This window comes from Sulfurimonas sp. HSL1-2, from assembly GCF_039645565.1.
In the GTDB taxonomy this organism is placed as follows: Bacteria; Campylobacterota; Campylobacteria; order Campylobacterales; family Sulfurimonadaceae; genus Thiomicrolovo; species Thiomicrolovo zhangzhouensis.
Genome location: NZ_CP147914.1, coordinates 13,703 through 35,689, shown reverse-complemented (window position 1 = coordinate 35,689; position 21,987 = coordinate 13,703). Strand labels below are relative to the sequence as shown.

Genomic DNA, 21,987 nt, shown 5'->3' with positions numbered 1-21,987 from the left:
AGGGGGAGACGTATGAAACATTTTTTGGTTCTGATACTGCTCGGCCTGCAGCTCTTTGCGGCCGAACCGTTCTGGCAGCAGGCCGTTGCCGTCGAAGCGGCGTTCTACACACCGCGCGGCGACGCGAATGCTTCGGAGGCGGCAGGGGTCGATGCAAAGCTCGACGCCTTTGCCGCGTTGATCACTGCCCTGAAGGCGGCCCCCTACAGCGTTGAAAACCCCGTCAACCCCTTTTTCCACCCCTCCGATGCGGACGCGCAGCTCTACCGGCTCTCTGCCAAGATCCGCATCAACCGCGAACAGGGGAACAGCCTGGCCGAAACCCGCGACCGTCTCGCCGTACAGACGCTGAAACTGCAGCAGCGCATCTATGTCTTTTTCGCCTCCCTCGCGGCGGAGTGGACCATCCTCGACAGCGAGGCACTCTCCAAACGGGTCCAGGACGAAATCGACCAGCTCCAAGAGACCGACATTGAAGGGGACGTCCGCGCCGCCGCCGAAGTAACGGAAGAGGGGGAGGTTGCCGATGCCCTGCGCCAAAACGCCGCAGCGCTGCAGGCGCACTACCTTTTCTATAAGGAGCTGCTGGACTACGTCCTGCTCAATCCCCAGAGCCTGCAGTACCGCTCGCTGCTGCAGCGCATCAGGCTCGACAGCCTGCTGACGCTGCTCAATGACAACGCCGTTTCCGCCGAGCTCAACACGGGCCTGCGCTACGTCAACACCGACGTCGGCCGCCTGTCGCTCTTCGCCGCCAGCCTGCTACTCGCCTGGATGGTCGCCGCACTGCTTTATTACCGTGTCTACCGTCTGATGCAGCACCTCATCACCCGCAAGGAGGACCTCACGGACGAGATGATGCTCAACAACATCGAGAGCATCCGGCGGCCGCTCTTTGTTATCATTCTCGCCTACGGCCTGCAGGTGGGGCTGGAGATTCTCAAGCACCCGAGCAGCTCCCAGGAGGAGAGTACCCTCTTCTTCTTTGTCTACCTGGCCGCGTTCAGTTACATCGCCATCCGCCTGGTCGACAACTTCTTCTACCACCTCCTGCATCAGCGCACCGCGCTCAAGAACCGCCAGATGCGCAGCGAACTGGTCAACCTCATCCTCTCGATCATCAAGATCGTCATCATCATCACCGCCCTGCTCTTCTTCCTGGTGCATATCGGCGTCAACATCACCGGCCTCGTCGCCTCGCTCGGTATCGGCGGCCTGGCGGTCGCCCTGGCGGCGAAGGACACGCTGAGCAACTTCTTCGGCCTGCTCAAGATCCTCTCGGACAACGCCTTCTCCCAGGGCGACTGGATCCAGGCGGGGGACGTCGAAGGGACCGTCGTCGAGATCGGCTTCATCAGTACCGACATCCGCACCTTCGACAACGCCCTCATCACCGTGCCGAACGAAAAGCTGGCCAACGTCCCGCTCAAGAACTACAACCGCCGCAAGGTCGGCCGCCGCATCAAGATGCACGTCGGCGTCACCTACGGATCGGACAGGGAAGCGCTGGCCAAGGCCATCGAGGCGATCCGGCAGATGCTGCTCGAACACCCCGATACCGTCGTGCCGGGCGAATATGACACCGAGATGTACAACCGCCTCAAAAAGCGCGAAAAACGCCTCATCTCCGTCGAGGACAAATTCGGCATCAAGACAAGCCTCATGGTCTACCTCGATGAGCTCTCCGCCTCGTCGATGGACATCCTCATCTACACCTTCACCAACACCGTCGACTGGGAGGAGTGGCTCCGGATCAAGCAGGACATCATCTTCAAGATCTGGGAGATCCTCGACGCGCACGGGCTCGCATTCGCCTTCCCGTCGCAGTCGCTCTACTTTGACAAAGACAACATCCGCGATACGGTGGAGCCGATGTTCAAAAATCAACCGGAAAAATAACCTCCGCCAACAAAAAAGGGACTATAATATGGGCAATCATGTATGAGGAGAACCCATGGCCCATCCCGACGCCGGCACCCAGGCTACCGAAGCACAGTTGATCGACCTGACCGATCTGATCGCCCGATACTACGAGCTCAAACCCGATCCGTCCGAGGCGACGCAGCGGGTCGCTTTCGGGACCTCCGGCCACCGTGGAAGCTCCCTAAAATCCAGTTTCAACGAAGAACACATCCTCGCCATCACCCAGGCCGTCTGTGAATACCGCAAAAGCGCGGGCATCACCGGACCGCTCTTTATCGGCCGCGACACCCATGCCCTCTCCGACCCGGCACAGATGACCGCCATCCGCGTCTGCGCCGCCAATGAAGTCGACGTACGTATCGCCGGGGAGGATGTCTTTACCCCGACCCCGGTGCTCTCCTTCACCATCCTCGAATACAACAAGACCCATACGGAAAAAGCCGACGGCATCGTCATCACACCCTCGCACAACCCGCCCACCGACGGCGGCTTCAAGTACAACACGCCCAACGGCGGCCCCGCGGACACCGACGTCACCGCGGTGATCGAGAAACGGGCCAACGAGATCCTCGAACACCGTCTCGAAGCGGTACATGCCCTCAGCCTGGAGACGGCGATGGCCAGCGAGTACGTCGAGACCTACGACTTCATCACCCCCTATGTCCAGGCCCTGCCGCAGATCGTCAACATCGACGTCATCAAGGCGGCGAAACTGCGTATCGGCGTCGACCCGATGGGCGGGACGGCTCTGCCGGTCTACCGCAAGATCAACAAGCTGCTCGACCTGAACCTCCTCATCGTCAACGAGAAGGTCGATCCGAGCTTTGCATTCATGACCCTCGACCACGACGGCAAAATCCGCATGGACTGTTCGTCGCCCTACGCCATGGCCTCCATGATCAAACTGCGTGACAAGTACGACATCGCCTTCGGCAACGACGCCGACGCCGACCGCCACGGCATCGTTACGCCCCACAGCGGGCTCATGAACCCCAACCACTACCTCAGCGTGGCCATCTGGTACCTCTTCACCCACCGCCGCAAAAAAGGGGTGCTGAAGTTCATCCCCTTCCTCGAAGGCAAAGCGTGGAAAGACACTAACATGGGCATCGGCAAAACGGCCGTTTCAAGCTCGATGATCGACCGCATTGCAAAAAGCCTCGGCGCGAAACTCTATGAAGTCCCCGTCGGCTTCAAGTGGTTCGTCGACGGCCTTTACGGCGGCGGCCTCGCCTTCGGCGGGGAGGAGAGCGCAGGGGCAAGCTTCCTGCGGATGGATTCGACCCCGTGGAGCACCGACAAGGACGGTATCATCATGAACCTCCTTGCCGCCGAGATCCGCGCCGTCACGGGCAAAGACCCGGGGGCCGTCTACGAGGGCTTCGAGGCGGAGTTCGGGAAATCCTACTACGCCCGCATCGACGCCGTCGCGGACCCGGAACAGAAAGCCAAACTCAAAGCGATCAAACCCGAGGACATCACCGCCGAGACCCTCGCAGGCGAGCCGATCGTGCAGCGCTTCAGCAACGCCCCCGGCAACGGTGCCGCCCTGGGCGGGCTGAAACTCGTCACCGAGAACGGCTGGGCCGCCATGCGCCCGTCGGGCACGGAGGACATCTACAAGATCTACGCCGAGAGCTTCATCTCCGAAACCCACCTCCAGAGGATCCAGGAAGAGGCCCAGGCCATCCTCTCGGACTTCTTCGCCAGATAGATGCCGCGCTACGACCGCCTGAAAGCCATCGCCCAGGAAGCGGGGAGCCTCTTTCTTGAGGGCTACCACGCCCCCAAAGAGGTCAGCTACAAGAGCGACATCGACCTCGTCACCCAGTACGACGTCGCTGTCGAGGAGCTGCTCAAAGCCAGGCTTGCCGAGGCCTTTCCCGAGCACACCCTCGTCGGCGAAGAGAGCAGTGACGACCACACCTTCCCCGAAAAAGCGATCTACATCGACCCCATCGACGGCACGACGAACTTTGTGCACGGCATCCCCTTCTGCGCCATCTCCATCGGAATCTGGGAGAATCAACAGCCTGTGGCCGGCTGCGTCTACAACCCCGTCCTCGAAGAGCTCTTCTTTGCCGAAAAGGGCAAGGGTGCCACGCTCAACGGCGAACCGATCCGTGTCGGCGATGCCGAAACGCTGACCGCATCCCTTATCGCCACGGGATTCCCCTACACCAAGATCGAAAAAGGGGTGGATTACCACTGGGTCATGCAGTCGATGGAACGGCTGCTGCCCTGCACGCGCGATATCCGCCGTCTCGGTTCGGCGGCCATCGACCTCTGCTACACGGCACGGGGAACGTTCGCGGGCTTTTACGAGATCAACCTCAAACCGTGGGACGTCGCGGCGGGGATCCTGATCGTCCTAGAAGCCGGCGGGGCGGTCAGCGGCTGCGACGGCTCTCCCTATACACTCGATCAGCGCATCATCGTCGCCTCGAACGGCACGATCCACGCCGAACTGGTCAAGCACCTGGGGGAAGCGCCCGCAACGTAGCCGCCTTTGCGCTACAATGACGGTATACCAACCCAGGAGCCGGCCATGGACGGTATCAACGTCACCATCAACCCGCTGCACCTCGAAGACCTTCGCAACGAACTTCACCCCTCCCTGTTCGACGTCAACCCGGACTACGACATGCTGATCGTCCGCCTGCCGGTGCTTGATGAGGGCGTTCAGATCCTCTCGACCGGCTTTATCCTGACGGAGGAGGGCAGCTACCGGTTCGACAGGGAACACAACCGTTTCGAAGCCCTGGAGAGCCGTTTTGAAGGGCCCCACCGCATCATCGACCAGATCATCGACCGCCTGCTCAAAGGGTTTAACGGCTATCTGGAGCGCGTCGCGGACATGGAAGAGCGGCTCTATGCCGACAGGGCAGAGGCCGATTTCATGACGCAGTGGCTGGGGCTGAAGCGGGACATTCTCCGGGTCGAACGGGTCCTGGCGCGCACCACCACCGTCCTGGCCGGGGTAACGGAGCATTACGAACCGCTGGAGCGCTTCCCCGTGGACCACTACGCCGACCTGCATGAGCACACCGACCGCCTGCTGCGCTCGGCCGTACACCAGCTCTCCAAACTCGACTACATCTACAACTTTCACAACGCCCGCACCAACGAGAAGATGAACCGTCTCATCTACCTCCTGACCGTCATCTCGGCGATCTTCCTGCCGCTGAACCTCGTCGTCGGCTTTTTCGGAATGAACACGGGCGGACTTCCCTTTGCGGACGTCCCCGCGGGAACTGGGTATGCCGTGCTGTTGATGGCTTCCCTCTTCTTTCTGACATCGGTCGGACTGCTGCTGTGGCATCGGCGGCGGGTCACGCCACACCACTGACAGGAGCCTGACGATGCGAACCCTTCTCCTCTTTTTCCTGCTGATCGGTGCCCTTCAGGCCGCCGACATCAACGCCACCCTCTTTGAAAGCATCGACAAACCCGCCCTCTACAAGGCCCTGCGCCTGCAGATCGATTCGGCGCAGACCGCAGGGACGCTGACGCCCGCCCAGGCCGACGCCGAGCGGGCCGAACTGGAGCGGCTGCGCCGCGCCGCCGCCCAGACACCCGCCCCCGAAGAGGACCCCGACGCCCTCCTGTCGAAAACCGCCCCGACGCTGGAACAGGGGTATGAAGCCCTCGCCGCGGCGGCCCTCGCCTCCGTCAGACAGGAGAGTGCGGACCGAAAACTGCGCGACATCCAGTCCAAACTCACCTTTTTGAAGCAGACGATCGAACAGCTCACCGCCGACGAGAAGTTCCGGCTGCGCGCCTACCAGCTCCAGTTCGCCTACTACAAGGTCCAGCAGCAGAATCTCGAAACCAGACGCGACCGCCTCGAACGCTACGGCAAGGCCGTGGCCGATACGCTTTCGAAGCGGCTCAAAGCGATCCGTTGCACGGATGCCGACCTGCAGACGGAGATGCAAACGGCCGATGGCGCCATCGAAAAAAGCCTGCAGCGCAAGCTCGCTGCCGAAATCGCCCTGGAGGGGGCCGAACTGGAGGAGGATGCCCGCAGCGAACGCCTGGCAGCGGCCCTCAAAAAGGCCGGCGAGGAGTACAGCAAAGCGCTGCAGGCCAAACTGGAATCGGCCGCCAAGCTGGCGCTCTGCATGCTTATCGGAGAGAAAAACGACACGTTTTTTGCCCTGCTCGATACGATGGATGCGGATGCCACGCGGCTCTCGGGGGAGGTCCGCAGCCGTTTCCGCGCCCAGAATGTGCAGCTGCGCAGCCTCGCCAAGGCGCACTTCGGGGTGACGGCCCTCGTGGTCGGCGACACCCTCCACGAAACAAAAGTGCTGCTGCAGCGCGCCGGCGATACCCTGACCGCCCCGCTCTTCATCTTTAACGAACGCCCCATCAGCATCCTCAGCCTCCTCAAGGCGCTGACGATCCTGATCGCGGGCTTCTTCCTGGGTGCCTTCTACAAGCGCTGGATCGTGCGGCTGGCACGCCGCTGGCCGGACATGAGCCAGATGTCGATGCGCCTGGCGTCGAACATCGGCTACTACCTCATCGTCTTTATCGCCGTCATCATCGCCATGGGCAGCCTCGGTATCGACATGACCTCCATCTCCCTCATCGCCGGGGCCCTCTCCATCGGGGTCGGTTTCGGGCTGCAGACGGTCGTCTCCAACTTTATCGCGGGGATTATCCTGATGTTCGAGCGTACGATCCGCATCGGGGATACCATCGAGATCAGCGACGTCCTGCGAGGGCGCGTCACCGACATGCGCATCCGCTCCACGACGGTCAAGACCTTCGACAACATCGACATCGTCGTCCCCAACTCCTCGTTCATCCAGAACAACGTCATCAACTGGACCCTCGAGGACGCGACCCGGCGTATTCACATCCCCTTCGGGGTCGCCTACGGTACGGAAGTCGATGCGGTGAAAAAAGCGGTGCTTGATGAGCTGAAAGAGAGCAGCCTGACCTACATCCGGCACGATCCCGAAAAACAGCCCGAGGTGTGGATGGTCAATATGAACAGCAGCAGCGTCGATTTCGAGCTGATCGTCTGGGTCGAGTGGGCGAACAAGAACCGCCCCAGCGCGCTGCGTTCGGACTTCCTGATCCTCATCTACAACGCCCTGAACAAACACGGCATCCAGATCCCCTTCCCGCAGCTCGACCTCTACGTCAAACAGCTGCCCAAAGACGGTTTGTAGCGCGTTAGCGGCGCAGGGTGGCGATGAGGCGCTTCTCGTTGAGCAGCAGCCCCAGGGCATCTTCGATATGCCTGCAGACGACATCGCCCGCCAGCAGGGTCTCCGTCGCGCACCCCTCGTCTCCGACAAGGGCGATGCCCAGCGCGGCCGCTTTGAGCATCTGTGCATCGTTGCCGCCGTTGCCGACCGCCGCGCAGTGCGGTGCGCCGAGTTCCCAGATATACGCTGCTTTCTCTCCCGTATGGTCGCTGCTTTGCAGCACCTTGACCGTGACGTCGTAGGGCGCGACCGCTTCGGCCACGGTCCCAAAGGTGTCGGAGGTAATGACATGGACGGAGTAGCGTTCGCACAGCGGCCCCAGCAGGGCTGCCGCCACCTCCGTCAGCGTGCCGTCCAGGGCAAGGGTCCCGTTGTAATCGAGGACGACGTGGCGCAGGGCAAGCGTCGCGTAATGGGGGATGTCGATCTGAACTTCTTTGGGCATAACGGCTCCTTTGGCAGCATCATACCATGACAGCTCTAAAGTGCGTTCTTATCGAAAGAGGACTATGATTCGAAAAAAGCGGAAAGGCTTGCGCATGAACGACATCCGACTGACCCAATACAGCCACGGCGCCGGCTGCGGCTGCAAGATCTCCCCCAAGCAGCTCGACAACATCCTCCAGAGCGCGCGCGAAAACATCAGCTACCCCGCCCTGCTGGTGGGCAATGCCAGCAACGACGACGCGGCGGCCTTTGACCTGGGCAACGGAACCTCGGTCCTCTCCACGACGGACTTCTTCATGCCCATCGTCGACGACCCCTTCACCTTCGGGCGCATCGCCGCGACCAACGCCATCAGCGACATCTACGCCATGGGGGGCAAACCCCTGATGGCCATCTCCATCTTCGGCTGGCCCATCGCCAAGCTGCCCGACGAGGTCGCCCGCGAGGTGATCGAAGGGGGGCGTTCCGTCTGCGAAGCGGCGGGCATCCCGCTGGCGGGAGGCCACAGCATCGACTCCCCCGAACCCATCTTCGGTCTGGCCGTCACCGGCATCGTCGATAACGAGCACCTCAAGCGCAACAACGCTGCCGAAGCGGGCTGCGAGCTCTTCCTGACCAAGCCGATCGGTATCGGGATCCTCACGACGGCGCAGAAGCAGGGCAAAATCGCACCGGGCGACATCGACCCGGCCGTCGAGGCGATGACGACGCTCAACGCCATCGGGGCGGCGATCGCCCACATGGAGGGGGTCACCGCCGTCACCGACGTCACCGGCTTCGGGCTTCTGGGCCACCTTGCCGAAATGGTTGAAGGCAGCGGGATCGGCGCCGTCGTCCGGTTTGACGACGTGCCGCTGCTGCCGAAAGTCAGAGAGTACCTCGCCATGGAGTGCGTCCCGGGCGGCACCCGCCGCAACTTCCAGAGCTACGGCCACAAGATCGGCCCGATGGCCCCGGAGCAGCAGGATATCCTCTGCGACGCCCAGACCTCCGGCGGGCTGCTCTGCGCCGTGCGCAAAGATGCCGTCGCCGATTTCCTGGCCCTCGCGGAAGCGGAGGGGCTCTCCCTCAAAAGCATCGGCGAGACCGTTGAACGCGGAGCGCACCTGATCGATGTCGTTTGATCTCCCGATCGGCTCCCTCGACGAGATCGAGGCGATAAAACGCAAGAACCTCCCGCTCACCGACGCCTTCCGCAGCATCGTCCTGGAGAACCGCCCTCTCATCGACGTACGCGCCCCGGTCGAGTTTGAAAAAGGGGCCTTCCCCGGTGCCGTCAACCTGCCGCTGATGACCGACGAGGAGCGCCACCTTATCGGCATCCGCTACAAAGAAGCCGGCAATGCGGCGGCCGTCGCCCTGGGCAAACAGCTCGTCGGCCCGCACAAACATGAACGCATCGAAGCCTGGGCCGACTTTGTCAAAGCGCACCCCGACGCCTGGCTCTACTGCTTCCGGGGAGGCCAGCGCTCCCAGATCGCCCAGGCATGGCTGGAGGAAGCGGGCGTCACCCTGCCCCGCCTCAAGGGAGGCTACAAGGCTTTCCGCCATTTCCTGATGACGGAGAGCGAACGTATCAGCGCAGAGGCCGACACCCTTATCATCAGCGGCCGGACCGGGACGGGTAAGACCCTGCTGATCCACCGGCTGGAGAACGCCGTCGACCTTGAAGGCATCGCCAACCACCGCGGCTCCTCCTTCGGGCGGCATATCACCCCCCAGCCCTCCCAGATCAACTTCGAGGACCGCCTTGCCTACGCCCTGATCCGCCACGAGGCCGAACACCACCGCCACCTCGTCATCGAACACGAAAGCCACAACGTCGGGCGGGTCTACATCCCCAAGCCGGTCTATAACAACTTCCTCGAAGGGGGGCTTATCATCCTGACGGCCACGCTGGACGAGCGGGTGGAGATCACCTTCGACGAGTATGTCACCCACGCCCTGGAAGAGTACCGGGTCATGTTCGCCGAACACCCCGAACGCCACTGGTTCGAAGACGCCAACGCGGGCATCGACCGCATCAAACGGCGCCTGGGCGACGAGCGCTTCCGGCAGATCAAACAGCTCTTCGCCGGTGCCTTCGCGGAACAGCTGAACAGCGGGGAGACCGAACAGCACAAACCGTGGATCCGGATGCTGCTGCGCGACTACTACGACCCCATGTATGACTACCAGATCGCCAAAAGCCCCGTACCCGTCCTCTTCCGCGGCAACGCCGATGAAGTGATCGACTATGTCCGCAGCCGTGAAGATCGACGCTGACATAAAACGTTTCGGCAAACGTCTCCAGGAGAGTGCCGTAGGTGCGAACGTCACCAACTTTTACGCCGCCAAACGCACCAACACCCAACGCCACAACCTTCAGTGCTACCTGCAGCAGCTGCGCGCCCTGCAGCCCGAAGTGCTGCTCATCGGCGAAGCCCCCGGCTACAACGGCTGCCGCCTGACAGGCATCCCCTTCAGCTCCGAAGCGCTCGTCGCCGAAGGGGTGCTGGAGGGTGCCCTCTTTACGGCGCGCCACGGCTACCGCGTCGCCAGCTCCCCTTATACCCGTGAACAGAGCGCGGGAATCGTCTGGGAAGTGCTGCAGCGCCACCGCATCGCCGCGCTCTGCTGGAACGCCTTCTGTTTCCACCCTCATGAAAAGGGAAACCCCGACTCCAACCGTAAGCCGACTGGCAAGGAGATCGACAGCGCGGCACCCTTCCTGCGCCGTCTCCTTTCCCTTTTCCCCTCCGTCACCACCGTCGTCGCCGTCGGCAACAGCGCGGAAGCTGCACTTACACGGCTGCAGATCCCCCATGCCAAGGTCCGCCACCCCGCCCGCGGGGGCAAGCCCGCTTTTACGGCGGGAATGGAAGCGGTGCTGGCATGCCGCTGACACCGGTGCCGTTCTATGTCGGCATCGATCTCGCCTGGGCGGAGGGCAACCCCAGCAGCGTCGCCGTCATCGATGCGGATGCCCGCCTTGTCGCCTACCGCTACGCCGATACGGTCGAAACGATCCTCGACGTCGTCCGCGCCTACCCGGGCTGCCGCGTCGGGGTCGACGCCCCGATGATCATCCCCAATGCCACAGGCCACCGCCCCAACGAGCTGCAATTCCTCAAGACTTTCGCCCGTTACGGGCTCGGGGTGCACGCCGTCAACACGCAGCTGTTTGAAAAACGTTTTAGACGTTATGCGGGGTTTGCCCTCTATGAAGGGCTCAAAGCGGAAGGGATTGGTTTTGAAGAAGGCACGCTCTTCGAGGTCTATCCCCATGCCACCATACTCGCCCTTTTCAACGACGGGAAAGTCCTGCGGTACAAAGCCTCGGTACCGAGGGAAGCACGTCTGGAGGCGATGAAGACGCTGCAAACGGCCCTGTTTGAAGTCCTAACAGTCCCAAACGGCCTTAAAACACCGCTGGAAACGCTCAGGGGCAAAGCGCTCAAGGCCGAAGAGGATTTTCTTGACAGCCTCGTCTGCGCCTACACACTCTATTACGCTACAGAGAAAAGATGTCTGAAGTTCGGGGATGCGGAAATCGGCGTGCTGCTGACGCCGCCACCGGGGGTCACTCCGTTGTAAAGAGGGTTCCCGACGTCTGTTTGCCGTTGAGCAGATAGTTGCGGGCGGCGGTCAGATCGAAACCGTTGCACAAGAACATGTCGATACCGCGCCGCATCACAAAATCGGCGGCTTTCAGTTTGGTCACGATGCCGCCGGTCGCGAAGAAGCTGCTGGGGGTTGCTTCATCCATCAGCTCGCCGGGGGTCAGGACCGTCACCTTTTTGCGCAGCTTCGCATCCGCATGCTCTTTGGGGTTCATGTCGTAATACCCCTCGATATCGCTGAGAATCACCAGCTCTTCCGCCCCGATTGCAAAGGCGACATTCGCGGAGAGCTGGTCGTTATCGCCGAAAAGCTGGTCAGGCGTGGAAGTGATGTCGTTCTCGTTAACGATAGGAAGAATATCGTTTTCCAGGTGCGCGTCGATGATCTCCTGGAACATCTTGGTGCGTTTGCGGGAGTCGAAATCGTCCTCGGTCAGAAGGATCTGTGCCGTATCGATATTGTAGATATCGAATTTCTTTTTGTAACTGGTCATCAAAATGGGCTGCCCCGCCGCCGCCAGCGCTTTTTTGCCGATCTGCTTGCGCTTGTCGAGCTTGAGGGCGGAGTAGCCCGCCGCAACGGCACCGGAACTGACCAGAACGACATCGTATTTTTTCTTCAACTCGGCAATGAGCGAGACGAGGTTGAGCATCCGCTCCTTTGCGATGTTGTTGTTTTCGGTCAGCACGGCAGTTCCGACCTTGAGTACTATTCGTTTCATGGTCCTCTTTCTAAATAACGTTCTTCATTTTATCGGCCATATCGATATGGCAAAGCACCTCTAAAGTAGCAGAAATTCGTAAAAAAAGCAAAATCAGCTCTGGAGCAGCAGCAAAAACTGCGCCCCGTAGCGCTCGAATTTCACCTCGCCGACACCGCCCACTTCGAGCATCTGCGCTTTCGTCTGCGGCCGCGATGCCGCCATCTCCTTGAGGGTCTTGTCCCCGAAAACGACGTAGGGCGGCACCCCCTGCTCCTGGGCGATCTCGAACCGCAGGGCCCGCAGCGCCTCGAAAAGCTCCGTATCGTAGTCGAAATGCTCCGGCGCGGCTTTCTGGACAGTCTTGGCCCGGACGTTGAGGCGGTCGGCGCGGATAAGGACCTTTTCCTCGCCTTTGAGAACGGCCAGCCCCTCCTGGGTCAGAAAGAGGCCGTGATGTTCGTTCAGGTCCACCGCCCCGATCTCGAGCATCCGGTCGATGACGACGAGCCACTGCTTCTTGTTCAGGGCTTCGCCCACCCCGTAGACGGAGAGTTCGTCATGCCCGTTGGCGAGAAGCTTCTGCTCCCGCGAGCCGCGCAGCACGTCAATGAGGTAGCTTTTGCCGAAGCGCTGTCCGGTACGGTAGACACAGGAGAGCAGCATCTGCGCCTCGGTCGTGATGTCGCGTTTGTCGTACTCGGGCTCCAGGCAGTTGTCGCAGTGCGTCCCGCAGGGCGCGATTCGGTCGCCGAAATACTCGGCGAGCTGCTGATGCCGGCAGGTCTCGGCCGAGGCGTAGCGGTGCACGGCGCCGAGCTTCTGCATCAGGTGCGCCTTGTACTGCTCATCCTCGTTCATCTCGACGAACCGCTTCTGCTGGATCAGGTCCTGGGCCCCGAAGAGCATGACGACGTCGGCGTGATCGCCGTCACGTCCGGCCCGGCCGATCTCCTGGTAGTAGTTCTCCACCGTCTTGGGGAGGCTCATGTGGAAAACGTAACGGATGTTGCTCTTGTCTATTCCCATCCCGAACGCGATCGTCGCGACGATGATCCGGACCCGGTCGTGGACGAAGTCATCAAAAACGGCATTGCGCTGCTCCGTCGGCATCCCGGCATGGTAGGCCGCCGCGGCGTACCCTTTCTGCTGCAGGAAATGCGCAACGGCCTCGACGCTTTTGCGGGAGAAGGCGTAGACGATCCCGCTCTCCGTTTTGTGGTCGTCGAGGAAGTCGCGGAGCTGGTCATACCCGTCCTTGATGCGGTGGCGGACGGTGATCTGGAGGTTGTCGCGGTAGATCTGCCCCTGAAGGACGTTGGGGTCGTTCAGGCGCAGCAGGCGCAGGATGTCTTCGCGCACGTGCGCCGTCGCCGTCGCGGTAAAGGCGGCGATGGCGATCCCGGGAAAGAAATCGCGCAGCTGCGAGAGGGCACGGTAATCGGCCCGGAACTCGTGCCCCCATTCACTGATACAGTGCGCTTCGTCGATGACGAAGTAGTTGAGCCGGATATTCGAAAGGATCGTGCGCATCCCCTCCGTGTTGAGGCGTTCGGGGGAGAGGTAGAGAAAGTCGATCTCCCCGGCATAGAGCCGCCGTACAATCTCGCCGCTCTCCTCCGCCGTCTGCATCGAGGAGAGCATCTCCGCGCGCATCCCCTGGGCTTTGAGGCTCTGGACCTGGTCGTGCATGAGGGCGAGCAGCGGGGAGATGACGACGGTCGTACCTTCCATCAGCAGGGCAGGCAGCTGGTAGGAGAGCGATTTCCCGCCGCCGGTGGGCAGGATCATCAGCAGGTCGCGGCCGGCAAGGACGGTGTCGACGGCCTCCTCCTGCAGCGGACGGAAAGCGTTGTGGCCGAAGCGGTCTTTGAGGACGGAATATTTATCGGTAGCGTGATCGGGCATGTCAAAACTTTTTCACATCATAGCCAAATCGCGGCGGCAACGTGAAAAAAGCGGCAGCAGTGTCATCCGCGCAGGGCGGACGACGGCTTACATATCGTGGGTAGAAGCGTATTCGGGGGTACAGAAGATCCCGCAGTGGCACTTGCCCTCTTCGGGGACTTCGTGATCGATGGCGGGTTTGCAGGGACAGATGCGGTCATCGGCACTTTTGTGCTTGCCGTTCTCGTCCTCGAGGACCATGAAACAGGGGCAGAAGCGCTTTCCGTAGAGCATCTTGTGACGGGCCAGGCCCATCAGGACCCCCTCGTTGACATCATGATTGGGGTTGTAGACCCATCCGAACTGGGCGTTGACTTTGTCGGTGAATTTTTTCGTTTTTTCGAGCTCCGCGAGGAACTCCGGGGAACTCATATCGACCATCTGCATCATCGTTTCCTTGTTGTTTGGGGACTGTATGACCCTCTTTTTCGATGCCACAAGTATAGGAAGAGGCGACTTAAAGGCACCAAACCCTTTTCCCGAATCGCGAATCCGTAAGGTTGATGTGTCACCGTTTGAAATAGTTAACCGGTTTGCAGAAGCGAAAAGGGCGCCACTTGACAAGGGTGTTTCACATACGAATGGCAGATGAAACAGAGGGCGGCAACTACAGCCCGAGCCCGCCCAGCAGTCCTCCGCCGATAGCCGTGAGCGTATCGCCGATGTCGCCGATCAGGGTGGTAAGATCCGTATCGCCGAGCGATCCGAGGGCGGCGGTTAAAGTGCTGTTTATGTCATTAAGCAAAGCCGTGACGGCCGCCTCGTCGATGTTGACATTGCCCTCGTGCAGTGTCTGGTTGACATCTTCAAGCAGGGCGGCGATATCCCCGGCGGTGAGCGTGCCCCCGAGTGCGCTGAGGGTACTGTTGATATCCTCGAGGATCCCCGCCAGGTCGTTGAGCAGGCTGACATTGATCGTGCGCGCCGCGGTGGCGATGGAGCGGTACCCCTCGCCGCCGTCGGTGCCCAGCGCGGTAAAGGTCACGGTGTAGTTCCCCTCCCCCGGGTTTGCAAAGGTTTCGTTGACGTCGATGCGGCTCAGGTTGGTGTCGGGGTAAACGTAAAGCGTTTCGAGTGCCGTAGCGTCTCTCAGGATCGCCACCGCTACCAGGTGCATGCCGTCTGGGTCCGTCGCCGTCGCCGTCACTGTGACCCCCGGTTCCAGCACCCCCGCACTGGCCGGGACGCCGACATCCTGCAGCATCGTCGCGGCATCGTCGGCGGTGTCCGTGATCTCGAATGAGGCATTCAGCTCGAGCGTTTTACTGCCGCTGACGCCGGCGAGCGCGCATGCAACGTGCGTCGTCGCCTCCACATTCCCCGCCGTGTAGCGGATGTCGCTGCCGTCGACGGTCATATTGAGCTCCGGGGAGAAAAAGGCCGCCCCTCCATCCGTCACAACGGTCTGTGGCTCACCGTCCGTATCAATGAAACGGTACGAATCCGCACCTTCGAAATACGCCGCGGCATCCAGCGTCCCGCTGCTTTTTTCGACGACGGAGACCGTGATCCCCTCCACCAGCGCCGACACCTCCGAAGCACCGCCGCTGCCGCCGCAGCCGCCCAGCAGGGCCAGCAGCGGCAGTGCGAACGTAAGAAACACCCTTCTTTTTTTCATGACATCTTCCTTTGACAGCGGCGCGGAACATTTTGTGCAAACATCCGGTAAAGATCATTAAAACATAAATTATTTAAAGAAAAAATACGCCAAAGTATCGGGTCAACCGGGAAGGACTATACTGTCGGCCATGAAACCGGATCTCATCATTGTAGGCGCAGGCCTGAACGGTCTGCTGCTGGCCCATCTGCTACAGGGGCACTACCGCATCACGCTGCTCGAAGCGCGGCCGCGCATCGGCGGAAGGATCCTTACCGTCGAGGAGGCGGGGGAGCGTTTCGACCTCGGACCGACCTGGGTCTGGCCCCACCAGCACCACATCCGGCACCTCGTCGATGCCCTGGGCCTCACCCTCTTCCGCCACTATGACCAGGGCGCCTTCGCCTATGATGCTCCCGAAGGCGTGCAGTACTTCCGCACCGGGCAAAACGCCCCCTCGTACAGGATCGAAGGGGGTGCCGGCATGCTGACCTCCTCCCTGGCCGAACGCCTCGGAGAGGTCGATATCCGGCTGGAGACCCCCGTACGCACGATCGCCTCGGACGGCGAAGGCGTCACCGTCCACACCGACGGGGAGGCGCTGCGCGCTGCACACTGCATCGTCACCCTTCCCCCGCGCCTCTGCGCCGACACCATCGCCTTCGAACCGCCGCTGGCCGCACCGGTGCGTGAAAAGATGCTCGCCATCCCGACCTGGATGGGCTTTTCGTCCAAGTGCATCGTCACCTATGCCGAACCCTTCTGGCGGGCGCGGGGACTGAGCGGGTTTGCCACCAGCCACCGCGGTCCCCTCTCCGAAGTGCACGACGCTTCAACCCGGAACAAGGGCGCGCTCTTCGGCTTTTACCATACCCGTTCCGCCGATGATGCCCAGCCCGAACGCGTCTTCGAACAGCTCACCCGCCTCTTCGGACCGGAGGCTCGCGATTACGAGGTTTTCCGCTACCACAACTGGCGCAGCGACCCCTACACCTCGGTCCCCGCCGACCGCGAGCCTCTCGATGCCCATCCCCGCTACGGGATGGAAACGGCGGTATCAGAGTGCCTGCACTTCTGCGGGACGGAGACCGAATCGCAGGAAGGGGGCTACCTCGAAGGCGCCGTTATTGCGGCAATGCGGCTTGCAAAAACATTAATGGAAGCCTAGCCCTCACACCACGCCGATCTGACGGCCATCATCTGCCGTTTTCGAAGCATGAGCGTTCCGGGAAAACCCACAACATTGAAACCTATCTGTGACCAACCTTGATATATTTTAAATATTTATTTTTTAAATCAATTTTCAATTAACTGTTTTTTCCTCCAAAAAATCCCAATTTTATAGCAATAGGCAAATAATTGACAGAAATACCTATTCAATTCACATAGGTATTAAATTATTATGCAATAAAAAGTTGTGACGGGTAGACGCGCTCTTTTTTTGAATTTTTATTAACTATATTCAGGAGAACATATGAAAACATCAGCACGCTTGGCACTGGCAGCCGTTGCGGCCCTCGGGGCAACCTCCGCATACGCGACTAACGGCGACCACCTCATCGGGCTCGGTGCAAAAGCACGCGGCATGGGCGGCATCGGTATCGGCATGAGCCACGGGGCGGAATCGGCGCTGGCCAACCCCGCGATGATCACCGAAGTCCCGGCCACCGAGATCTCTTTCGGCGGCACGGTGTTCATGCCGGATGTCAAATACGACGGGGGTGCGGGTTACCGCCAGAGCGATGCCGACCTTAATGTCATTCCGGAAGTATCGATCGCGGCCAAGATCAATGACAACCTCTATCTCGGCGTAGGGATGTGGGGTACCGGGGGCATGGGGACCGATTACCGCGAAGACACCTCGGGGACTACGATGCAGATGGTGACGAACCTGCAGCTGATGCAGTTCGGCGTCCCGGTAGCATATACCACCCACGGATTGAGCATCGGTGCAACGGCGATTGTGCAGTACGGGGCACTGGATATCAACTATAACAACGGGACCACCGTGGGCTCAGGCATCGCGCAGGATATCGCGCTGGGGTACACCCTTGGGGCGTCGTACGACCTGGGCGAAGCCGGCATCACGGGCGCGAAGCTAGGCTTCGTCTACAAATCCGGCATCACGATGGATTACAAAGACCAGCTCACGAATGCAACGGCCCCCTTTGCCTCCGCGGGCGTTACCGGCATCTCCTCCGAGCTGGAGCAGCCGGCCGAATACGGCGCGGGGCTCTCCTACACTCTGGGCGGCCATACTGCCGCGTTCGACTATAAACATATCGCCTGGAGCGACGCCACAGGGTACAAGGATTTCGGCTGGAAAGATCAGGACGTCTTTATGTTCGGTTATCAGTTCACTTCCGACATGGGGCAGCTCAGAGCGGGATACAACTACGCCAAGAGCCCGATCAGAGAGCTCGACTGGATGAGCAACGGCGGCGCGGCGCTGAACATGTTCAACCTGCTCGGTTTCCCGGCCACCGTGGAACAGCACTTCACTGTGGGGGGCACCTATAATTTCAATGAAACGCTCGCGTGCGACCTCGCCTTCGCCTATGCGCCGGAAACGGAAGAACGGTTTACCTCCGCCAGCATCTCCGGCCCGTACGAAATCGGATCGAAACACAGCCAGACCAGCGTCAGCATGCAGGTAACGTACTCCTTCTGATCTCCGCCATTCTCAATGGCGGCGCTCCGCGCTTACGGCAGCGTAGCCCTCTCGATAAAGGCGATCACCTTCTCCGCGGGCATCTCGCAGGGTTTGAGCAGGGGGGCGGAGGCCGTCTCATAGTAGTTAAGGCTCACGAAGTCATTTCCCCCGAGCTCTTCGGCGTAGAGCTTGATGAGCCTGCCATCCAGGTGCGTCTCTTTGCGCATAAGCCAGCGTTTCCCCTCGTAAAGCACCTCCTGCGCCCCGTCTGGAAAGGCGCGCAGTTTTTCACGGTAGGACATAAAGAGTATCCCCTTCACTGATCGTCCCGCCCGTTTCAATCACGGCGCGGATACCGCCTATCCCCTTGAGACCAATCATCATGTCCTCGCCCAAAAGGCGCGATAGGTAGCGGCAGGGCGGCGCGCTCCGCACCCACCGCAGCGTCACCTCCCCGATACGGAACCGCTTTCCCTTCAGCAGGGCCAGGTCAATCCCTTCTGTGACGATATTGCGCCGGAAATCGGCAAGGTCAAGGGTCGTACCGAGCCTCTTGTTGCATTCGGCGATCGCTTCGGCGGCGATCAGCGTCACTTCCCGCACACTTTGATCGAACTGGGGCGCATTGAAACTGCCGCGGCCGAAATAGTAGCGGTCGCCGACAAGTCCCCTGCCGGCAACGGCAGTAACGGAGGGCACACGTGTAAGCGGCTGTTTTGCTTCGGGACCGATAAGAAGGGATGTGACCCTGCCCTGTATTTCATTCATCACTGAAATCATACCCTAGTAGGGCCGGGCGGGGAGAGGAGAACGAGGGGGATTATGCGGAGAGGTCAGCTCTGAGCGGCGTGCTTACCTTGTACTGTTTCAGCTTGGCGATATGCGGGAAAAACTCGCGTTTGAGTGCATCGCTGTGCATCTTGATCTTGGAAAAATCCATTGCCTCGTCTATGTTGAAACGAATCGTATTTTCAGAACCCTGCTCGACAATACAGCTGATCGGCGAACTCGTACGCAGCCATTCGCACAGGCGGTCCGCCAGCTCTTTTCCAATGACGCTTTCAACCTCTTTTGACGTGATGAACATCTGATAATTCCTTAATGATAAAATGCGTAAGTCTACTGCGCTACCGACTCTGCAGCGTCTCAGGCTTGTCACATAATTATTACAAAAAATCATTTTTGATACGTAGTAAAACTGCGCTAAATTTCATCACCATCGTTCACAATTTAAATATTGTTACTGTTAGATACACCGGGGCAGCAGGCCGGGAGCGTCTCCAGGAAGATATATTCAAAAATATAATAAAAAAAGAAAGAAGAAAGTATAGGCATTAATAATAATGCCTTTTACCGGCTCGCATCGATGAAAAATCTGGAGAAAACGGCACCGAGGCAAGCGCCGCATTTTTACGATGGAGACGAAACGTCAGCTCCGGACACTGCCGAGCGCCTCTTTACATAACGCCGTGATCTTTTCGAACTCACCTGCACCTACTGCCGCTTTCGGAACGATCCAGCTGCCCCCCACGCAGGAGACGTTGGGCAGCGAGAGAAAGTCGTTCATATTCGCCAGACTGACACCGCCGGTGGGGCAGAAACGCATCTCCGGGAAAGGCCCCGCAAACCCCTTGAGCAGTTCGACACCACCGACGGCCGTAGCGGGGAAGAGTTTGCACCCGGTGATGCCGGCATTGATGGCCGCCATCAGCTCGCTGGCCGTCGCGACGCCGGGGATAAAGGTGATCCCCTCCTGCGCACTCGCCGACAGCAGCTCCGGGCTGATACCGGGGCTGAACGAAAACCGTCCCCCCGCATCACGGACACGCAACAGGTCGCCGGCGTTGATGACGGTGCCCGCACCGACATTCATCTCCGGTACCACTTTGGCGATCGCCTCGATGCACTCCAGCGCCGCGTCGCTGCGCAGGGTCACTTCCATAATGCCCACGCCCCCTTCGAGCAGCGCTTCGGCCAGCGGCACGGCATCCGCCACACGCGCGAGTACGACGACCGGGACGACCGGCGAGATGTTAAAAAGTTCAATCGCTGTCATGCCCGCTCCTCTCCGACCGCATCAAAGATCGTCGCGCCCTCTTCGGCGCTGCCGACGTTCTGACGCATAAGGGCGAAGAGCTCCCGCCCCATGCCGTGCCGATTGTGCAGGAGCGACGGCGCAGCGGGTTCCCGCTTGGCCAGCTCCGCCGCGTCGACGAGGAGCTCCAGCCTCTTTTCATGCACGTCAAGCACCATGCGATCCCCGTCGCGTACCTTTGCCAGCAGGCCGCCATGGGCCGCTTCGGGCGTCATATGGATCGCAGAGGGTACCTTGCCCGACGCTCCCGACATCCGGCCGTCGGTGACGATGGCGACCTTGTACCCCTTATCCTGCAGTACGCCCAGCGGCGGCATCAGGCCGTGCAGCTCCGGCATGCCGTTGGCTGCGGGCCCCTGGAAACGGACAACGGCGATGAAGTCGCGTTCGAGCTCCCCCGCCTTGAAAGCCGCCTGCAGCGCCTCCTGGGAGTCGAAGACCCGCGCTTCGCCCTCGATATGCATCAGTTCCGGCTTGAGCGCGGAGATCTTGATGACGCTGCGGCCGAGGTTCCCCTCCAGCAGCGCCAGCCCCCCTTCGTGGGAGAAGGGTTCCCCCACGGTCGAAACGACGTCGGGGTTGCGCGATACCTCCGGTGCGGGCACAAAGGCCAGTTTTCCCGCCTCGAGCAGCGGGGATTCCGCGTAGCGGCGCAGTCCCGGCCCCATCACGGTCTGGACCTCCTCGTGCAGCAGCCCCGCGTCGAGGAGTTCGCGGATAACGAGGCCCATGCCCCCCGCGTCGCGGAAGTGGTTGACGTCCGCCTGGCCGTTGGGGTACATCTTGCAAAGCAGAGGGGTCACGGCGGAAAGGGCGTCGAAATCGTCCCAGGTGAGCACGATCCCCGCAGCCTTTGCCATGGCGATGAGGTGAAGGGTGTGGTTCGTCGACCCCCCCGTCGCCATCAGGCCGATGACGGCGTTGACGAAACTGCACTCGTCGATCATCCGCCCGACGGGCAGGTAGTCATCGCCCAGCTGGGTCAGTGCCGCCGCCCGCTGCGCCGCCGCCGTCGTCAGCGCGTCGCGCAGCGGGGTGTTGGTGTTGACGAAGGCGCTGCCGGGGATGTGCAGCCCCATAATCTCCATCAGCATCTGGTTGGAGTTGGCCGTACCGTAGAAGGTACAGGTCCCGCTGCTGTGGTACGAAGCGGCCTCGGTCCGCAGCAGGGCGTCCTTGCCGACTTTGCCCTGGGCGTACTCCTGGCGCACCAGCGCCTTTTCGGCATTGCTGATCCCCGAGGGCATCGGCCCCGCGGGGACGAAAACGGCAGGCAGGTGCCCGAAGGTCAGCGCCCCGATAAGCAGCCCCGGCACGATCTTGTCGCAGACGCCGAGGTAGAGCGCCCCGTCGAAGACGTTGTGCGACAGGGCGATGCCTGTCGCCATCGCGATGGTGTCCCGGCTGAAGAGCGAGAGCTCCATTCCCGGCTGCGACTGGGTCACCCCGTCGCACATTGCCGGGACCCCGCCGGCGACCTGTGCCGTGGCACCGACGTCCATGAGGGCCCGCTTGATCAGCGGGGGATAGGTGGCAAAGGGCTGGTGCGCGGAGAGCATGTCGTTGTAGGCGGTGACGATCCCGATATGGGGTGTCACCGTTCCCGCCAGTTTGCGCTTTTCATCGTCGGACTCCGCCGCCATAGCGTGGGCAAGGTTGCTGCACCCCAGCACTTCGCGGTTGGCGCGGTGTGCATGGTGCGCCGCCTCGATCCGCTGCAGGTAGCGTTCGCGGGTCGGGAGGGATCGTGCTCGGATCCGCTCGGTCACTTCAAGGATAACGGGATGCATCATCTTC

21 protein-coding genes are annotated in these 21,987 nt (G+C 60.9%); 11 read left to right on the top strand and 10 right to left on the bottom strand.

Annotated elements, in window-relative coordinates:
• Positions 1–12 precede the first annotated feature (12 nt).
• Genes WCX18_RS00165 through WCX18_RS00145 form a run of 5 tightly spaced genes read left to right on the top strand, consistent with a single transcriptional unit; the run spans position 13 to position 7,109 of the window.
• Positions 13–1,899, top strand: a complete 1,887-nt coding sequence (locus WCX18_RS00165; protein ID WP_345988531.1) for a mechanosensitive ion channel family protein — start codon at positions 13–15, stop codon at positions 1,897–1,899.
• A 55-nt stretch (positions 1,900–1,954) separates the two neighbouring features.
• Positions 1,955–3,637, top strand: a complete 1,683-nt coding sequence (pgm, locus tag WCX18_RS00160; protein ID WP_345988529.1) for a phosphoglucomutase (alpha-D-glucose-1,6-bisphosphate-dependent) — start codon at positions 1,955–1,957, stop codon at positions 3,635–3,637.
• Complete coding sequence (locus WCX18_RS00155) at positions 3,638–4,426, top strand: inositol monophosphatase family protein (protein WP_345988527.1); 789 nt, start codon at positions 3,638–3,640, stop codon at positions 4,424–4,426. It abuts the gene before it with no gap.
• Between the two features lie 45 nt (positions 4,427–4,471).
• The gene (locus WCX18_RS00150; RefSeq protein ID WP_345988525.1) at positions 4,472–5,272 is read left to right on the top strand and encodes a CorA family divalent cation transporter; all 801 of its coding nucleotides are present in this window, start codon (positions 4,472–4,474) and stop codon (positions 5,270–5,272) included.
• A gap of 13 nt (positions 5,273–5,285) precedes the next feature.
• On the top strand, positions 5,286–7,109 hold the full coding sequence (locus WCX18_RS00145) for a mechanosensitive ion channel domain-containing protein (protein ID WP_345988523.1): 1,824 nt from the start codon (positions 5,286–5,288) through the stop codon (positions 7,107–7,109).
• A 4-nt stretch (positions 7,110–7,113) separates the two neighbouring features.
• Here the strand turns inward: WCX18_RS00145 and WCX18_RS00140 are convergent, their stop codons facing one another.
• The gene (locus tag WCX18_RS00140) at positions 7,114–7,593 is read right to left on the bottom strand and encodes a haloacid dehalogenase (RefSeq protein ID WP_345988521.1); all 480 of its coding nucleotides are present in this window, start codon (positions 7,591–7,593) and stop codon (positions 7,114–7,116) included.
• A gap of 94 nt (positions 7,594–7,687) precedes the next feature.
• Here WCX18_RS00140 and selD point away from each other — a divergent pair, with 94 nt between their 5' ends.
• The 4 genes from selD to WCX18_RS00120 are packed head-to-tail and all read left to right on the top strand — an operon-like array spanning position 7,688 to position 11,171.
• Complete coding sequence (gene selD / locus WCX18_RS00135) at positions 7,688–8,719, top strand: selenide, water dikinase SelD (protein WP_345988519.1); 1,032 nt, start codon at positions 7,688–7,690, stop codon at positions 8,717–8,719.
• Positions 8,709–9,860: a tRNA 2-selenouridine(34) synthase MnmH gene (gene mnmH / locus WCX18_RS00130; protein WP_345988517.1), complete on the top strand. Its 1,152-nt coding sequence runs from the start codon at positions 8,709–8,711 to the stop codon at positions 9,858–9,860. Before selD ends, mnmH begins: the two co-directional genes overlap by 11 nt.
• Entirely contained in the window at positions 9,832–10,479 is a 648-nt protein-coding gene (locus tag WCX18_RS00125; protein ID WP_345988515.1) for a uracil-DNA glycosylase, read from the top strand. The genes mnmH and WCX18_RS00125 overlap by 29 nt, the downstream gene beginning before the upstream one ends.
• Positions 10,470–11,171, top strand: a complete 702-nt coding sequence (locus WCX18_RS00120) for a DUF429 domain-containing protein (RefSeq protein WP_345988513.1) — start codon at positions 10,470–10,472, stop codon at positions 11,169–11,171. Before WCX18_RS00125 ends, WCX18_RS00120 begins: the two co-directional genes overlap by 10 nt.
• Here the strand turns inward: WCX18_RS00120 and proB are convergent.
• From proB to WCX18_RS00100, 4 genes are all read right to left on the bottom strand, one after another.
• Positions 11,158–11,919, bottom strand: coding sequence for a glutamate 5-kinase (gene proB / locus WCX18_RS00115; RefSeq protein ID WP_345988511.1), 762 nt, complete (start codon positions 11,917–11,919; stop codon positions 11,158–11,160). The genes WCX18_RS00120 and proB overlap by 14 nt on opposite strands.
• 93 nt (positions 11,920–12,012) lie before the next feature.
• Positions 12,013–13,806 (bottom strand): DNA helicase RecQ, encoded by a 1,794-nt coding sequence (gene recQ, locus WCX18_RS00110; RefSeq protein WP_345988509.1) that lies wholly within the window; start codon positions 13,804–13,806, stop codon positions 12,013–12,015.
• An 87-nt stretch (positions 13,807–13,893) separates the two neighbouring features.
• Positions 13,894–14,235 (bottom strand): ferredoxin-thioredoxin reductase catalytic domain-containing protein, encoded by a 342-nt coding sequence (locus WCX18_RS00105; RefSeq protein WP_345988507.1) that lies wholly within the window; start codon positions 14,233–14,235, stop codon positions 13,894–13,896.
• A gap of 217 nt (positions 14,236–14,452) precedes the next feature.
• Entirely contained in the window at positions 14,453–15,463 is a 1,011-nt protein-coding gene (locus tag WCX18_RS00100) for a hypothetical protein (RefSeq protein ID WP_345988506.1), read from the bottom strand.
• A 130-nt stretch (positions 15,464–15,593) separates the two neighbouring features.
• Between WCX18_RS00100 and WCX18_RS00095 the strand changes: the two genes are divergently transcribed.
• A complete protein-coding gene (locus tag WCX18_RS00095) occupies positions 15,594–16,610 on the top strand; it encodes an FAD-dependent oxidoreductase (RefSeq protein WP_345988504.1) in 1,017 nt (338 codons plus the stop codon).
• A gap of 306 nt (positions 16,611–16,916) precedes the next feature.
• Positions 16,917–18,113 carry an outer membrane protein transport protein gene (locus WCX18_RS00090; RefSeq protein WP_345988502.1) on the top strand — a complete coding sequence of 399 codons (1,197 nt, stop codon included), beginning with the start codon at positions 16,917–16,919 and terminating at the stop codon, positions 18,111–18,113.
• A gap of 32 nt (positions 18,114–18,145) precedes the next feature.
• On the opposite strand, the gene WCX18_RS00085 is transcribed toward WCX18_RS00090, so the two are convergent.
• From WCX18_RS00085 to edd, 5 genes are all read right to left on the bottom strand, one after another.
• Positions 18,146–18,397 carry a peptide methionine sulfoxide reductase gene (locus WCX18_RS00085; RefSeq protein WP_345988500.1) on the bottom strand — a complete coding sequence of 84 codons (252 nt, stop codon included), beginning with the start codon at positions 18,395–18,397 and terminating at the stop codon, positions 18,146–18,148.
• Positions 18,384–18,863, bottom strand: coding sequence for an MOSC domain-containing protein (locus WCX18_RS00080; RefSeq protein ID WP_345988498.1), 480 nt, complete (start codon positions 18,861–18,863; stop codon positions 18,384–18,386). The genes WCX18_RS00085 and WCX18_RS00080 overlap by 14 nt, the downstream gene beginning before the upstream one ends.
• A gap of 52 nt (positions 18,864–18,915) precedes the next feature.
• The gene (locus WCX18_RS00075; RefSeq protein ID WP_345988496.1) at positions 18,916–19,182 is read right to left on the bottom strand and encodes a hypothetical protein; all 267 of its coding nucleotides are present in this window, start codon (positions 19,180–19,182) and stop codon (positions 18,916–18,918) included.
• Between the two features lie 342 nt (positions 19,183–19,524).
• Positions 19,525–20,151 (bottom strand): bifunctional 4-hydroxy-2-oxoglutarate aldolase/2-dehydro-3-deoxy-phosphogluconate aldolase, encoded by a 627-nt coding sequence (eda, locus tag WCX18_RS00070; protein WP_345988494.1) that lies wholly within the window; start codon positions 20,149–20,151, stop codon positions 19,525–19,527.
• A complete protein-coding gene (gene edd, locus WCX18_RS00065) occupies positions 20,148–21,980 on the bottom strand; it encodes a phosphogluconate dehydratase (protein ID WP_345990817.1) in 1,833 nt (610 codons plus the stop codon). Before edd ends, eda begins: the two co-directional genes overlap by 4 nt.
• Positions 21,981–21,987: the final 7 nt, after the last annotated feature.